Here is a 14,265-nt window from a genome sequence, read left to right as displayed (position 1 = left end):
CCGGCCGCGGCCGGAAGTAACGGTGACGGGGGTTCATGCGCTGCAAGTAGTGGGGGTGTGCCGTCACTTCGGGAGACGAGACGGCGAACGAGGCCACTTTTGACAATTGTTACATTTGTCAGTCTATAAAGTTCACGTAAACCCCTGGGGTTGAAGGCCCGCACGGAAGTACGGTTCCGGCGCTCGGCAGTAGGACATCAAGTGCGGCCGTAGGGGCGGCCACGGCCTACGCCGAAGAAGCCGGAGAAGGTCCATGCGTGACTATTCCGCACGGCGCGGACCGCGCCGCGGGGCGGAGAGCAGAGGGCGGGCGGCACTCGCCGCCGCGGCCGCCGCACTCCTGATAGCGGGGGCGGGACCCGTCGCCGCGTACGGAGTCGACAGCGACTCGGGATCCAGCCGCCACCACGAGGCCGGCGAGGAGTCCCACGAGCTGATGGAGTCGATCGGCGCGTTCAACGAACCGAGGCTCTCCCCGAGCGGCCAGATCGCGTCGGGCGCCTACGCCGACGCCTGGGCGCACATCAAGAACATGCCGGCGAGATCCGGCAGTTGGTCCGAAGTCACCACCTCTCCGTACAACGAGGACGCGCTGCACTACCGCGACCGGTCGGCCTCCAACTCCGGTGGCGGTGCGGGCCACTCGGCGGGCCGTATCGCCGCCCTGGCCACCGACCCGACACACCGGGGCGTGGTCTACGCGGGTGCCGCCGGCGGCGGCGTGTTCCGCTCCACCGACGACGGCGGCACCTGGACGCCGATCGCGGACCGGCTGCCCGCGCTGTCCGTGGGGGCCCTCGCGGTCGCGCCCGACGGCTCGCTGTGGCTGGCCACCGGCGAGGCGACCACCGCCTCCGACAACTACCTGGGCAGCGGCGTCTACCGCCTCGCGAACCCGGTCACGGGCGCCTTCAGCGAGAGCGACAAGGTGGGCGGCACGGAACTGGACTCCGCCTCCATCCACACCCTCACCTTCGACAAGGCCGCCGGCTACGTCTTCGCGGCCTCCTCGCACGGCGTCTTCCGCCGCCCGCTGTCGGCAGGCCAGTCCGCCGCCTGGACGAAGGTCCTCGCCCCGTGTGCGGGCGTCGGCGTCAGCGGCGTGGGCTGCGGCGTGGACAGCCACTACGCGGACATCGCCAACGACATCGCCGTACAGCCCGGCAGCGACGGCACCAGGCTGCTGGCCAACGTGGCCTGGCGCAGCGGCGCCGACTACAACGGCTTCTACTACTCCGACGACGCCGGCACCACCTGGAAGCGGGCCAATCCGACCGGCGCGATCAACCCCGCCGAGATCGGCAACGCCGCCTTCGCCTACGCGGCCGACGGCAGCAAGCTGTACGTCTCGATGGAGTCCCCGAAGCTCCTCGACAAGACCACCGGCTCCGGTGTGTACTCGGTCCTCGCCGGCGTGTACGTCAGCGAGAGCGGCAACGCCGACGGACCGTTCAAGCAGATCGCGACCTCCTCGTCGCTGTCGACGTCCGGCTCCGCGATGAAGGTCAACGAGATCGGCAGCGGCTACCAGCCCGGCTCCCAGGCCTGGTACGACCAGGTCGTCGCGGTCGACCCGAGCGACCCGAACCACGTCTACCTGGGTCTTGAGGAGATGTTCGAGTCCCGGGACGGCGGCGCCACCTGGAAGGCGATCGGCCGCTACTGGAACTTCGGCATGAAGTGCTTCTCGTACGACCCGGCCGGGAACTCCTGCGACGGCGACGTGATGCACTCCGACCAGCACGCCCTCGCCTTCTCGCAGTGGAAGGGCAGCACCCCGGAGGTGTTCGTCGGCAACGACGGCGGCGCCTACGCCCGCCCCACCGCGCAGACGACCACCGGCTGGCGCAACCTCAACGAGTCGGGCACCCTGCGCACCCTCCAGTACTACTCGGTGCGCGCGGGCAAGATGACCGACGGCAGCGGCGACGCCGTCTGGGGCGGTCTTCAGGACAACGGCGTCTCACTGCTCGCGCCCAAGGGCGCCACCTACCAGGGCCAGCAGCTGAACCCGGACGGCAAGATGGTCTCCCCCTACGGCGGTGACGGCGGCGACCAGCTGGTCAACCCCGACAACGGCTGCCAGACGGTCGGCGAGTACGTCGACCTCGCGCTGCAGATCACGAACAACTGCGGCTACACCGCGAGCGACGACGGCTCCGAAAACGTGATCACCGACATCGCGCCCGGCGACCCGGGGGCCCGCTTCACCGCCCCGTTCAGCGCGGACGAGACCGACCCGAACGGCCTGTGGGTCGCGGGCGGCCAGTACGTCTGGGGCAACACCAAGACCTGGAAGAGCACCTCCGGCGCCGACTGGACCAAGCTGTACGACCTGGGCGCCGGCCGTTCCGCCTCGGCGGTCGCCAGCCGCGGCCACGTGACGTGGGCGGCCTGGTGCGGCCCCTGCTCCTCGGTCGACGACTCCTTCGGGCGGGGCATCGCCACCAACTACGGCGGCACCTGGCACCAGGTGGACCTTCCCGCCGCCTTCCCGAACCGCTACATCTCCGGTCTGACCATCGACCCGTCCGACGCCTCCGGCAAGACGGTCTACGCGGTGGTCAACGGATTCTCGCGGCACTGGAACGAGGGCCCCGGCGCCGGCTACGGCCACGTCTGGAAGACCGCGGACGGCGGAAAGACCTGGACGGACATCAGCGGTGACCCCGCCGCCACGGACTCCTTCCCGGACGCCCCGGCCAACGCGGCGCTGGTCACCAAGGACGGCACCCTCGTGGTCGCCACCGACCTGGGCGTGTTCACCAGCACCTCCGCGGGCCACTGGGCTCGCCTGGGCACGAACCTGCCCACCGCGCCGGCGGTCTACCTCTCGCCGAGCCCGGACGGCAGCCAGGTGTACGTGGCCACGCACGGCCGGGGCATCTGGAAGACACGGACGCCATGACGCGCCCGGCTGCCCTGACCCCGCGGTGACAGCACCCTGTTCGAGGCCGGGGCCCGCACGACGGTGTGCGGGCCCCGGCCTCGGGCGCGGGAGGGTTCAGCCACCGCGTCCCCGGTCCTCCAGATACCGCGTGTGCGACTCCTGCCGGCGCTCCTCCGTCGCCCGCAGCGCGGCCGCCAGCCGCTCCGCCTCCCCGTGGAGCAGCGTGAGCTGGCGCTCCAGGTGGCGCTCGGGCGGTTCGGCGCCCGCCGCGAGCCGGGTCCACCACCGGGTCCGCACGAAGGTGTCGACGGCTTCGGGGATGTCCTGCCGCACGACCCGTGCGAGCGCGTGCACACCCTCGGGGTCCTGCGCGAGCAGCTCGGCGGCCCAGCCCGGGTCCAGCAGCGCCTCCAGCAGCCCGGTCAGCTCGACCAGGCGGCCGGAGGCCGCGGGCGGCAGCTCGACGCCCGCCAGATAGCCGCGCAGTCGGCCGAAGTCCTCGCGCAGGCCTTCCAGTTGGGCCGACGGATCCGGGAAGCCGGGCAGCGCCGGCCGCTCGGGCGGGGCGATCAGCGCGCCCGCTCCGTACAGGCCCGCGACGACGACGGCCCAGTACGGTCCCGCCGCCCCCGCGAAGGTCAGGACCACACCGACCACCCCGCAGGCGCTCCCTGCGATGTTCTTCCGGGACTCGAGATACCCGACGAACCTACTGGTAGCCACGGATCTCCTCGAAGGCGCCGTCGAGCGAGCCCTGCCGGGCGTCGAAGAGCCGGCCGCCGGTCAGGTCGGCGATGTGCGTCAGCTCCCCGCGGGAGGAGTCGCCGAACAGGATCGGGAAGACGGGGATGTCCTGCCGGTCGCGGGGCAGCCTGCCGTAGAAGGCGTCGAACTCGTCCGCCCTGGCACCGGAGGTGTTCTCGCCGTCGGTCATCAGCACGATCGAGGTGAACGTGTCACCGCCGGCGCCGAGATGGTCGTACGCCTTCTCCAGCGAGGTGTAGATCGCGGTGTTGCCGTCTGCGCGCAGGGCGGCGGTGTCCCGGCGGATCCCGGCCAGTCCGGCCTGTGGGTCGGAGGGGCTGACGACGTGCCTCGTCACGTTCTTCACGTCCGACCCGAACGGCATCAGCGTGACCTCCTCGCGGTCGCGGAAGTCGCCGGTGAGGTCGGTGAGCGCCTTCTTCAGCCGGGCCAGCCGGTCGCCTTCCATCGAGCTCGAGGTGTCCAGCACGTACACCGTCCGGGAGGGCCTGCGCAGCTCGTTCTCGTACGCGTCCAGGAGCCCGTCGGCGACCGACCGGCTGCCTGGGAACGGCAGTTCGCGCCGGCGGCTCGTGTCGAGGCCAGGCGCGAGCGCCACGCCGGCGACCACCGGTCGGCGGTGTGTCCTCTCGGTGATCAGCCGCTGGGCGGCGGGTTTGCGCAGCGCCCCGGCCAGCCTGCGCACGTCCTCACGGGTCGCGGCGTCCGTGGCGGCGAGGGAGGCGAGCGGGTAGTCGGCGGTGACGACGCCGTCGCGCGGGCGGATCACGGTCAGGCCCGTGATGCCCTTGAGCACCGACTCGTAGTTGAGCAGCGCGTCCACGTCGCCGCGCCGTGCGTACGCGGTCGCCAGCCAGCCCGAGGAGCCCGAGGTCAGCTTCTGCCCCTTGAAGAACTGCTTCAGCCGCGGCGTCGCCTTCGCCACGTCCGCGTCGGTGAGCGCGGACTGGGCGCCGGAGAGGGCGGAGGCGACGGAGATCAGCGCGGCGAAGCCGGAGTTGGAGCGGGCCGGGTCCGTCATGCCGTAGGTCAGTCTCCCGTCCTGGACGGCCTGCCCGATCTGCGCCCAGGTGACCTGGTCCGGCTTCCAGTGCAGCCGGGCCATCGCGGCCGGCCTGACGCCGATGGCGACCGGGCTGGACATGACCGGTGTCTCGGAGACGACCTTCTTCGCCGCCTCGGGTCGCAGCCGCAGGTAGTCGTTCGAGGACAGCCACAGGGCGTCGTAGCGGCCGTCCGCCCTGCCCTCGGCCAGCAGGTCGACGGCGTCGAGGGTGCCGATGTAGGTGGGGCGGACCGTGATGCCGGTGTCCTGGCGGACCTGCTCGAGGACCGGGGTCATGTCGCCGAGCTCGCTGGAGGCGAGCACGCGCAGGGTGCCCGGCGCTGGGACGTCGTCCTGGTCGGGGTGCTGCTTGTGGGAGGTGCAGGCGGTCAGCAGGGCGAGCACCGCCAGGGCGACGGCCAGGGGTCTTCTCACGCGAGCCCTCCCTCGAGCGCGCCCTGGGAGCGGCTGCGCCCCAGATGGGTACTCGCCTGCTGGAGTTCGGCCGTCAGGGACTCCACGGTCGCCGCCATGGCCTCCGTCGCCTGGACCTTGTAGGTGTCGATCGCGTCGAGCGTGCGGTAGATCTGCTGGAAGGCCGACCTCAGGGTCTCCGCGCCGACCGCCGGGTCGGCTGCGATGCGCTGGATCTCGCCGCTCTGCGTGGCGAGCATGTCGGCGTTGCCCCGGATGAGGTCCTCGGTGGTGCCGCGCAGGGCGTTCACCTGCTCGATGACCTTCTTCTGGTTGTCGAGCGCTGAGGCCAGCATCACCGAGATGCGCAACGCCGACACCGTCGTGGTGGCCGCCCGGTCCACACCCTTGATCAGCTCGTCGTTGTTACGGCGTACGACGTCCATGGCGAGGTAGCCCTGCGCGCACACCGCGAGCTGGGTCAGCAGGTCCTGGTGCTTCTGCCGGACGGGGAAGAGCACATCCGCGCGCAGGGTGTCGGCCTGTGCGGGGTCGGTCGCCTCCGCCGCGGCGATGTGCTGCTCGACGGCGGTGTCCAGTGCCTCGGCCAGCACGACGTACTCCTGGAGCTTGCCCATGGTCTCCCACAGGCGGACCCGCTCGGTCTGCAACGCTGCGTTGTCGCGCCGCAGTTCGTCCTGGCCGCCGCGCAGCGCGCCCACGATCGTGTTCAGCGTGCCCTGTGCGGAGGCGTACTTGGCGACGTGGTCGCGCAGCCTGTTGCCACCGGGCAGCCGGGACAGCAGCCTGCGGCCCTTGCTCGCGGGCAGGTCGCGGGGGTCGAGGTCCTCCACGACCCGCCTGAGTTCGACGAGCGAGCCCGCGACCTTGGACTGGGCGTCGCCGCCCTTGTCCGGCAGGGAGCGGACGGTGCGTTCCAGCATGCGGTTGGACTGTGCGGCCGCGGTGCGCATCTCGCCGGCGCCGAGCGCGGTGATCTCGCCGACCTTGCCGGCGAACTCGGGCGAGCGGGCGTCCAGGGCGGCGAGTCCCTCCACGTAGGCGGCGGCCTTCCGGGACATGTCCGTACGGACGCCGTCGTCGACGGGGACGAGCCCGCCGGCCTTCTCCCGGGGCACGGCCGCCACGGGCTCGGGCGGAGTGAGCGTGAAGTCGCTGTCGTTGCCGGTCACTTGGAGATCCCCCTATCCGCGTGCCCGGCGCGCCATCTCGTGCAGCACCGCGGAGGTGGGCACGGGCGCCTGCCGCACGCCGGTCAGTTTCTGGTTGAGGTAGTCGGTGCCGCTCGTGGTCGCCGCGGTGAACTCGGTGCTGTCGCCCTGCGGCCGGAACCCGTGCCGCACGGCGAGCCTGCGCAGCGTCGGATCGGTGGACAGCAGCTCACCCAGATCACGGCCCGTCCGGGTCAGCGGTACGACGGTGTGGTCGCTGTCGGCGGTGGTGTCCGGGTAGAAGACGGTGAGGTCAGCAGCGTCCTGGTGCTGCTGGAGCAGCGCGGCGACCTGCGACTCGTAGACCAGGACCAGCGGATTGCCGGCGCCGCTGAGGAAGCCCCGGAAGGGCGCGTCGGAGCTGGACTGCTGGGCTCCCTGGACGCTGACCAGCTTGCGCATGAGGGGTGCGGTGCGGTCCACGTCGGCATCGCTCGACGCCACCCGGCCGCCGGCGGCGACGTAGGAGGCCGCGGCGAGGTAGAGGGCGCCGGAGTTGGAGGTGTCCGGGTCGGTGGTGACGATGAAGAGCGTTCCCGTCAGCTCCCCGTACCGGCTCGCCCCCTTGAGCTGCTGCCAGGTCCGGTCGTGCCGGGCGGCGTCCAGGTAGGCGGCCATCTTGAGGGTGCCGCGGTGCGGCGCGTCCAGCGTGGCCAGGCCGTTCGCGGTCAGCACCTCGGCGGCGCTGCGGTGGGCGACCACCACCAGCGGCGAGTAGAAGGGCCGCGGCAGGGGCTGCCGTACGTGGTACTTGCCGGACAGTGCGTCGGCGGGCGCCTGGCTGGACGGGAAAGCGAAGTCGTAGCCCTTCAGGTCCAGCCCTTCCATGGCCCAGGACCCCGACGTCTCCGCCGTCACGGTGTAGCCCTTGGCGGCCAGGGCGTTCACCACGTCCGGATCGGCGAAGAAGTCCGCCTTCTCCGAACCGATCACTCCTCGCACGGTCTTCGTTGCCGTGCCCTTGTCCTCACCGTGCCGCCCCGCGACGACGGCCGCCACCACGCCGCCGATCAGCAGGACCGCGAGGACGATGCCTGCGATACGTCTCACGCCGGTCAGCGTGCTCGCGGAATCCGACCTTCCTTGGGGAGTCGGGCGAACGGGGAGTGAACGGCCGTTCCCGGTATGCAACCGGAACACACACCTCCGGCGGGCGTGGGGTGCGCGGCCCTCTGGAAATACCGCTGAGCCTTCGCCCGCCCCCGGTTATCCTTCCTCGTCCCGCACAGGCCAGGGAGGTCTCCGCACATGAGCAGCACCACGTCGTCCTTTCCCGAGCGGATCGAGCTCTCGGGGGAGGGTCTCGTCCTCCGCAACTGGACGGAGGCGGACCTCGCCGCGATGCCGGAGCTGTTCGACCACCCCGACATCGCGTACTGGACACCGATCGTCTCCCCCTTCGACGAAGCGGCCGCCCGCGCACGGCTGGACCGGGGCCGGCAGCTGCGGGCGGAGGGCACGGCCATCCTGCTCGCCATCACCGTCGACGGCGGTCCACCGCTCGGCGAGGTGATGCTGCGGCGTGCCCCCGAGGGCACCGAGATCGGCTACGCGGTCGGCCCGGCGCACCGCGGCCAGGGGCTGGCCGCGCGGGCGGTGCGGGTGATGGCCGCGTACGCCTTCGAGCAGCTGGGCGCGGAGCAGGTGATCCTGGAGCTTGAGGCCGAGAACGCCGCCAGCGTCGCCGTGGCCATCAAGGCGGGCTTCGGACTCCTCGACGTGCCGCTGATCAAGGGTGAGGAGAAGGGGCGGCCCTACGCCCTCCAGACGTGGGGTCTGGACCGTCCCTGAACCTCGGCCGGCCGGCGCCTGCGCCCTGCGCCGACGCGAGACGGCGACCGGCGCGGGCATCGTATGGCGGGGTTGCCTCCAGAGCGGGCACCGTGCCGGCCATGACACATGAGCTCGCACCGACGGACTGCTTCGTCTGCGGCAAGCACCGTGAGGAGTCCTTGATGCCGGAGGGACCGGTGTGGAACGACGACCTCGTGGTCGTCTCGCACCTGTCCCCAAGGGCGCCCGGAGGCTCGGCCACGGTCTACCTGGGCCATCTACTCGTGGAACCGCGTCGGCACACTCCTGGTCTGGCTGATCTCACGGACGCAGAGGCACAACGGGTGGGCCACTGGTGCGCCCGTGCGGCGCGCCGCCTCCGCGAAGTCGGCGGCGCCGAGCATGTGTACGCTGCCGTCATCGGGGACAACGTTCCTCACCTGCACCTTCATCTTCTTCCTCGTTATCCGGGAACCCCGCGCGAGTACTGGTGGGACCGGGTCGACGAGTGGCCCGATGCTCCGCGAGGCGGCGAGTCGGAGGCCGCCGCCCTGGTAGGGCGGTTGAGTTCGCCAGGGCGCTGACACTGCTGACCGGATCACCTCGCCCGGGGTGCGGCGTCGAGGTGGCAGCAGCCGGGAAGGAGCGGAGGGACAACACACCGCCTACCACGCCTCGTGGCGCGCTCGCTGCCGCGGACTGTGGACCGGGGGGCGGAACGGGCCAATACTCTGGGTCCCGTCCGCACTATCTGGGAGAGTCATGACAAGCAGGTTCACCGAGTTGGCCATTGACTGCCACGATCCGGAGAGGCTCGCAGCCTTCTGGTGCGAGGTCCTGGGCTTCAAGGTGATCGACCGGAGTGAGGGCAAGGTCGAGATCGGTTCCTGGGTGCCGACCGTTGAGGACGTTCGGGCCCGCCAGATGTCGCCCACCCTGCTGTTCGTCCAGGTGCCCGAGGGCAAGACCGTGAAGAACCGGCTTCACCTCGACGTCAGCCCGATCGACGGCAGCACCGAGAACGAGGTGACCAGATTGCTCGGCCTCGGCGCCACCAAGACGGATGTGGGCCAAGGCTCAGACCGGAACTGGGTGGTCATGGCCGACCCCGAGGGCAACGAGTTCTGCGTCCAACGCACCCTGGCACCGCAGAACTAGGCCGCGAGCGGGCACCCACACCCCCGTCACACACCGCAACGGACACCGCATCCGAGCCGGTCAGAGGCGTTGGCTTCTTCAGTGCCGCCGGTCAGCGCGACCGTCTCGTCAGCGCACCGGCCTCTGATGGCGTCCCACCGTCAGACAGGCGCCATGACCAGCTCGCCGATCACCCGAAGACCGACCTGAGCGGCCAGCCACGGTGCGCGTTCCGCCTCGATCTGTTTGACATGGACGAATACGGTGTGGACGTCAGCGGGATCCTCCAGGTCCAGGTCACGTGCATTGGCCGCCAACGTGACGTACGCGCCACGAGTGCCGCCCGGGCCGAGGCCGTTTTCCAGCGCCGCCGGCCATCCGTCGAAGTCCCAGCGGACCACCGCCGGAGCGCTCCCCGCAGCCGACGAGAACGCCTCCACCGCGTGGACCGGCCGACACCAGTCCCTCAGGAACACGGGCAGGTGGTCGGAGGGCAGGTCGCCGTCGTCCGACGAGCCGGACCTGCCCGGTCCGTAAGCCCACCATTCGGCCTCCGGCATCTGTTCGAGCAGCCTGTTCAGCTCCTCCGGAGTCCGAGCGACAGCCTCGAAGTCCACTTCGAGGGCGCCCGTATCGGCCAACTCCACAAGCTGCCACGCCACTCGGAGCGCCTCGGCCAGGTTCCCGGTCCTCAGGATCGGCTGAGCGTACGAATTCGCCATGCGCACAGTCTGCCGGTAAGGCGCCCTGGTCACTCGCGCCGGAGCCGCTCCAGGCCCGAGTCGTCGGCCGGCGCACCGCTCCGGTGGGTGGTCGGCCTCGCTGTCAGTCCTGAGCTGTACCGGCCCGTCCATGGCTGAGAGACCGACCACAAGCTGGCGCGACGGCATGGCGGAGGAGGCCGAGGAACTGGCCGCCGGCACCCTGGATCCCGAGTGCGCCTGTATGGCGGAGCTGTTCCCCGAGGAGCTGCTCACGGCGACCGACGCACTCCTCGACACCTTCGAGTGCGAGCTCGCCGCACTCGGCGCGGCCCCCGACGAGCAGGTCTTCGCGGTGGTGGAACGCGTCGTCCTGGCCCTCGACGCGGTGAACGAAGCCCACAACAAAAGCGCCTTCGAGACCGGCGAACGCGAGGAACTGTGCGACTACATCGACCAGTCGCTCACCGAACGCGGCGTCGATGTCGTCTCTCTGACGGACTCGTCACGGACCGGGTCGCTACCAGCTCACGGACAAGTGGCGGAAATGGTGGGACCGCTCAGGAGCTGACGGGTGCCGCAGCCGATGCGGACATGGTGGTCGCGCTCACCACGGGATCGGCCGTCAGGTTGCGCGTGGCATCCGAGAAAGTTCGTCCCCCAGCGCTCGGCGTGCCGCCGCGACGAATTCGCGACTCGTGGCCGCCCGAGCGCGCAGCGCCTGCCTGCGTGCCGACGGGTCCAGGTCGGCGGCACAGCCTTGGGCATCCGGGAAGGTACGCGCGACCTGCGCTCCCGAACGAACGCTCTCACCCGATGTCGGCTCGCTCACGGCATCCGGGTACTTCAACTCTCTGGCGGAGAACCGTGTCGCTGTCACCGTCCCTCGGCGGCTGCACGCGGTCACCAGGAGCTCGGAGGGCCTGGAGCTGGAACTCGGTGTGGACGGCTTCGACTTCCGGGAGCACCGTGCTTTCGACGCCGTCGTGGCCGAGATGGGCACCGATCCGGTCCAGGAACTCTACGACGAGCTGCTCGCTTCTTCCACCAACCTCGGGGCGGTCGACCTCGGGGAGCTCCTTGCCGGTAAGCCCCAGTCGGTGGTGCGCAACGAGCATGGCTCGTTGCGGCTGTTCCGCATAGGGGACGCAGTGGCGAGCCGGAACGTCCATGCCGCGATGCTGGACGCGGCCCGCCTCTGCCGGACGATCTGAGTGCAAGGCATTCCTCACCCTCTGGTCTCCCGGGCGCTCCTCACCGCCTTGGGAGTGTTCAATGCTCAGGTGGTGAACTGGGCCCAGATGCCTGACTGCTGGTTCGATGTCGATCGCGTTCCGGAGCTCTTGGAACGGGTGGAGCACCAGGACGACGCTGAAGCGTGGAAGGAGTTGGGATGCCGGCTCGTCCTGGAACATGACCTTGTGTCCCCGGCCGGTTTCGCAGCCCTGCCGGACTTGGTGCGCCTCGCGCCACGCAGGGCGGAGGCACGCGGCCTGGCCGGAAGGATCCTGGAGCGCGCGACTGGGCGGCACGGCTGCGATGATCTGCTGGCGGACTGCGCCAATGCGATCAAGGAGTTCCGTGAGGTGCTGGACCGGCACCTGCGGTCGCGGCCGGCCGACTATCTCATGTCTTTCCGTGCCCTGCTCGCGGTCGAAGAGGAGTCCACTGGGCGAACGCCCTGGAGGGCTTTACGGACGACATCAATCACGTGGACTGCCCCCACTGCGGCATGGGGGTGACGATCGTCATCGGCGGCTTCGGGTGCTACTCGCAGGTGTGGGACAGGGGTGAGGAGATCCGGCGGGACCTGCGGCCGGCCGACGCCGAGGAACTCACCGGAACCGGCCGGTGGATGCATCGGATCACTGTCCGCGACGGGCAGGAGGTGCTCACCAACGGAATCACCTACCTGTTCGGTAAGGCGGAGTGCCCGCACTGTGCCAGCGTCTTCAACGTGGCGGACGAGTACACGTCCGCCAACCGTCCAGTGATGCGATTGAACACGCGGACGATCGACCCGCAGATGGGTCACCCACCCATCGGACAGAGCCTAACCCTCCGGCGCCCACGGCCGCAGTTTCTCCGGGTTGCGGACGGCCCAGATCCGGGTGACGCGCCCGTCGGAGATGTCGAACGAGGCCACGGTCATGACGACGCCGGCACGCTGGGCCACCAGGCCCGGCACGCCGTTGACCGACCGCTCCAGCAGTTCGAGCCCCGGAGCCTTGTCGGCGATGGCGACCATGTACTGGGCGATACGCGCGCCGCCCTCGACCGGGCGTAGGACGGTGCCGACCATGCCGCCGCCGTCGGCGGTCATCACGGCGGCCGGATCGAGGAGACCGACCAGGGCTGCGATGTCCTTGCTCTCCCATGCCTCTTTGACGCGCCGTACCACGTCGGCCCGGCCGGTCGCCGTCACCGGAGCACGCGCGACGCTCACCCGCCGCCGGGCGGAGGCCGCCAGCTGCTTGCAGGCCGCAGAGGTCCGGCCGAGAACTTCGGCGATCTCGGCGAACGGGTACCGGAATACGTCGTGCAGGACGAACGCCACCCGCTCGGCGGCCGTCATCGACTCGAGGACGACGAGGAAGGCCATGGCCACCGACTCGTCCAGGACGATCTGGTCGGCGGGGTCCGCGGGGCCGGCGTCGCCCGCGTGGTCCCACTCGGTGCGGTCGGGCAGCGGCTCGGGCAGCCACGCGCCGACATAGCGTTCACGGCGGGCCCGCGCCGAGCCGAGCAGGTCCAGGCAGATACGGCTGGTCACCGTCGTCAGCCAGGCGCCGGGAGACAGGATCTCCTCCTGCCGGCTTCGTGGCAGGCCGTACCAGCGCGCGTAGGCATCCTGTACGGCGTCCTCGGCCTCGGTCACCGAACCGAGCAACCGGTAGGCGACATTGATCAGTTGGCGACGCTCGCCGGCTATCTCATCTGTGCTGGTCCCGACAGTCCCCATGCTTCCGGCCGCCCCCTCGCCTTACCTTTCGCAGGCCCGCGTCGTCGGGCTGGTGAGACCTTATCGATCCACTGCCCGAGGGCGGAAAAGGGGACTGTGACATGGCCACTCAGGTGACGGCGACGACCGCACGGCGCAGCTCCTCGTTCCTGCGGATCGCGATCGCCCTGCAGACCCTGACCATCTTCCTTCAGGCGGTCTCCGCCGGACTGCTGCTGACCGTGTCCTACGGAGAGACGCTGCACAGTGTCGGAGCCCGTGTGATGTACGGGGCGTCGATGCTGTACGTGCTCGCGGCGGTGCTGGCGTGGAAGCCGGGCGGCGGCTCGCCCCGCCCTGTCTGGCACGCGTCGGGTTTCCTCGTCCTCGCCTCGGTCCAGGTCGTGCTCGGCATCGCGCACGTCCCGTCGGTCCATCTCCCCCTGGGTGTCTTGATGTTCGGCCTGAGCGTGCTGGCGCTGACCCGGCGCTGAGGTCCGATAGGGGGCCCGCCGGGATCGACTGAGGGCCGTCCCGCAAATGATTCATGAGTAGGCGTGGGCCTGTGTCGGTCCTGGCGACTCGTGCGGCGGGCGCGGTTTCAGGCGCCGTTCACGTACGTGCGTTCGGCCTGACATCACCTCCCACGTGCCTCGACATGCGACGTGGCCCCACCGGATCAGCTCCGGTGGGGCCACACACGTGAACAGGTTCAGCGGTCTCGGCTACAGCCAGTTCTTGCCTTCGGCGAACTCCTCCAGCGAGGGAGTCACCTCAGTCACGAACGCGCGAGTCGCCTCACGGAGCTCGATCAGAACGTCGCGTCGAGGGGGGTACCCCTCACCTTCCGCATCTTGACGGTCCCGAGCGAGGAGAGCAAGCGCCTCGCGCCGGGCTTCGAGTTCTCGGCTCACCAGAGGACCCGCGGGCGGAGTCTGTCCAGCCCGGACGATCACCGGCTTCTCTCCCGAAAGGGTGAAGTCGGCCATCGACAACAGGGACCGGACGGTCCTCAGCACAGTCTCGACCCTCTCAGCCGACGGTGTCATCGCCATGGCAAGTGCTTCACCCACCAGCCCGGCGGACTGATCGGCGAAGAAGCCCGGGCCGGCGGTGGGATCCTCTGTCCCGCCCTCGTCCTCCTCCAGCACGAGGGCATCGAGGAGATCCGCGCACTCGTCCGCCACGGTCTGGCCGGCCGCCGCCGACCAGACCGCTTCCAGAGCGGCGTCAAGCCACTCCTGCTGCTCCGCGGAGCCAAGGACTCTGCAGAACCCGGTGCCTCGCTCCGCGGCGGCGGCGCAGAGCACCATCAGTTCGGCTTCCGTCGGATCCACGAGCGCTTCCATTTGCATGACCTCCTGTGC

General features: G+C 70.2%; 15 protein-coding genes. 8 read left to right on the top strand and 7 right to left on the bottom strand.

Features of this window, described 5'->3' with window-relative positions; genetic code table 11:
• The first annotated feature begins 253 nt into the window (after positions 1-253).
• Positions 254-2,908, top strand: a complete 2,655-nt coding sequence (locus tag BZY54_RS26400) for a WD40/YVTN/BNR-like repeat-containing protein (protein ID WP_086727822.1) — start codon at positions 254-256, stop codon at positions 2,906-2,908.
• 96 nt (positions 2,909-3,004) lie between these two features.
• On the opposite strand, the gene BZY54_RS26395 is transcribed toward BZY54_RS26400, so the two are convergent.
• The 4 genes from BZY54_RS26395 to BZY54_RS26380 are packed head-to-tail and all read right to left on the bottom strand — an operon-like array spanning position 3,005 to position 7,396.
• Positions 3,005-3,613, bottom strand: coding sequence for a hypothetical protein (locus BZY54_RS26395; RefSeq protein ID WP_086727821.1), 609 nt, complete (start codon positions 3,611-3,613; stop codon positions 3,005-3,007).
• Positions 3,600-5,135: a substrate-binding and vWA domain-containing protein gene (locus tag BZY54_RS26390; protein ID WP_086727820.1), complete on the bottom strand. Its 1,536-nt coding sequence runs from the start codon at positions 5,133-5,135 to the stop codon at positions 3,600-3,602. Before BZY54_RS26390 ends, BZY54_RS26395 begins: the two co-directional genes overlap by 14 nt.
• Entirely contained in the window at positions 5,132-6,307 is a 1,176-nt protein-coding gene (locus BZY54_RS26385; RefSeq protein WP_086727819.1) for a toxic anion resistance protein, read from the bottom strand. The genes BZY54_RS26390 and BZY54_RS26385 overlap by 4 nt, the downstream gene beginning before the upstream one ends.
• A 12-nt stretch (positions 6,308-6,319) precedes the next feature.
• Positions 6,320-7,396: a substrate-binding domain-containing protein gene (locus BZY54_RS26380; RefSeq protein ID WP_086727818.1), complete on the bottom strand. Its 1,077-nt coding sequence runs from the start codon at positions 7,394-7,396 to the stop codon at positions 6,320-6,322.
• 198 nt (positions 7,397-7,594) lie between these two features.
• Here BZY54_RS26380 and BZY54_RS26375 point away from each other — a divergent pair, with 198 nt between their 5' ends.
• The 3 genes from BZY54_RS26375 (at position 7,595) to BZY54_RS26365 (ending at position 9,277) form a co-directional block, all read left to right on the top strand.
• Positions 7,595-8,137, top strand: coding sequence for a GNAT family N-acetyltransferase (locus BZY54_RS26375; protein WP_086727817.1), 543 nt, complete (start codon positions 7,595-7,597; stop codon positions 8,135-8,137).
• A 101-nt stretch (positions 8,138-8,238) separates the two neighbouring features.
• Positions 8,239-8,703: an HIT family protein gene (locus BZY54_RS26370; RefSeq protein WP_086727816.1), complete on the top strand. Its 465-nt coding sequence runs from the start codon at positions 8,239-8,241 to the stop codon at positions 8,701-8,703.
• 178 nt (positions 8,704-8,881) lie between these two features.
• Positions 8,882-9,277, top strand: a complete 396-nt coding sequence (locus tag BZY54_RS26365) for a VOC family protein (RefSeq protein WP_086727815.1) — start codon at positions 8,882-8,884, stop codon at positions 9,275-9,277.
• A gap of 140 nt (positions 9,278-9,417) precedes the next feature.
• Here the strand turns inward: BZY54_RS26365 and BZY54_RS26360 are convergent, their stop codons facing one another.
• Positions 9,418-9,978, bottom strand: coding sequence for a hypothetical protein (locus tag BZY54_RS26360; protein WP_086727823.1), 561 nt, complete (start codon positions 9,976-9,978; stop codon positions 9,418-9,420).
• 130 nt (positions 9,979-10,108) lie between these two features.
• Here BZY54_RS26360 and BZY54_RS26355 point away from each other — a divergent pair, with 130 nt between their 5' ends.
• The 3 genes from BZY54_RS26355 (at position 10,109) to BZY54_RS26350 (ending at position 11,699) form a co-directional block, all read left to right on the top strand.
• A complete protein-coding gene (locus BZY54_RS26355; RefSeq protein WP_244217341.1) occupies positions 10,109-10,528 on the top strand; it encodes a hypothetical protein in 420 nt (139 codons plus the stop codon).
• 127 nt (positions 10,529-10,655) lie between these two features.
• A complete protein-coding gene (locus tag BZY54_RS51725; RefSeq protein WP_167414064.1) occupies positions 10,656-11,171 on the top strand; it encodes a hypothetical protein in 516 nt (171 codons plus the stop codon).
• Positions 11,172-11,225: 54 nt separating this feature from the next.
• Entirely contained in the window at positions 11,226-11,699 is a 474-nt protein-coding gene (locus BZY54_RS26350) for a hypothetical protein (RefSeq protein ID WP_143668128.1), read from the top strand.
• Between the two features lie 311 nt (positions 11,700-12,010).
• Here BZY54_RS26350 and sigJ read toward each other — a convergent pair whose 3' ends face one another.
• Entirely contained in the window at positions 12,011-12,919 is a 909-nt protein-coding gene (gene sigJ, locus BZY54_RS26345; protein WP_086727813.1) for an RNA polymerase sigma factor SigJ, read from the bottom strand.
• A 101-nt stretch (positions 12,920-13,020) separates the two neighbouring features.
• Here sigJ and BZY54_RS26340 point away from each other — a divergent pair, with 101 nt between their 5' ends.
• Positions 13,021-13,392 (top strand): hypothetical protein, encoded by a 372-nt coding sequence (locus BZY54_RS26340; protein ID WP_086727812.1) that lies wholly within the window; start codon positions 13,021-13,023, stop codon positions 13,390-13,392.
• 231 nt (positions 13,393-13,623) lie between these two features.
• Here the strand turns inward: BZY54_RS26340 and BZY54_RS50390 are convergent, their stop codons facing one another.
• Positions 13,624-14,247, bottom strand: a complete 624-nt coding sequence (locus BZY54_RS50390; RefSeq protein WP_143668127.1) for a hypothetical protein — start codon at positions 14,245-14,247, stop codon at positions 13,624-13,626.
• Between the last annotated feature and the right edge of the window lie 18 nt (positions 14,248-14,265).

Source organism: Streptomyces carpinensis, assembly GCF_002154505.1.
GTDB lineage: Bacteria > Actinomycetota > Actinomycetes > Streptomycetales > Streptomycetaceae > Streptomyces > Streptomyces carpinensis.
Note: the sequence above shows the minus strand (reverse complement) of the source record. Positions and strands in the feature narration are given on the sequence as shown.

Excerpts from the sequence above, each read along its gene's own strand:
- BZY54_RS26375 (WP_086727817.1), top strand. The coding sequence starts at position 7,595 with ATGAGCAGCACCACGTCGTCCTTTCCCGAGCGGATCGAGCTCTCGGGG.
- BZY54_RS26370 (WP_086727816.1), top strand. The coding sequence starts at position 8,239 with ATGACACATGAGCTCGCACCGACGGACTGCTTCGTCTGCGGCAAGCAC.
- BZY54_RS26365 (WP_086727815.1), top strand. The coding sequence starts at position 8,882 with ATGACAAGCAGGTTCACCGAGTTGGCCATTGACTGCCACGATCCGGAG.
- sigJ (WP_086727813.1), bottom strand. The coding sequence starts at position 12,919 with ATGGGGACTGTCGGGACCAGCACAGATGAGATAGCCGGCGAGCGTCGC.
- BZY54_RS26340 (WP_086727812.1), top strand. The coding sequence starts at position 13,021 with ATGGCCACTCAGGTGACGGCGACGACCGCACGGCGCAGCTCCTCGTTC.
- BZY54_RS50390 (WP_143668127.1), bottom strand. The coding sequence starts at position 14,247 with ATGGAAGCGCTCGTGGATCCGACGGAAGCCGAACTGATGGTGCTCTGC.
- BZY54_RS26360 (WP_086727823.1), bottom strand. The coding sequence starts at position 9,978 with ATGGCGAATTCGTACGCTCAGCCGATCCTGAGGACCGGGAACCTGGCC.
- BZY54_RS26355 (WP_244217341.1), top strand. The coding sequence starts at position 10,109 with ATGGCTGAGAGACCGACCACAAGCTGGCGCGACGGCATGGCGGAGGAG.
- BZY54_RS26400 (WP_086727822.1), top strand. The coding sequence starts at position 254 with ATGCGTGACTATTCCGCACGGCGCGGACCGCGCCGCGGGGCGGAGAGC.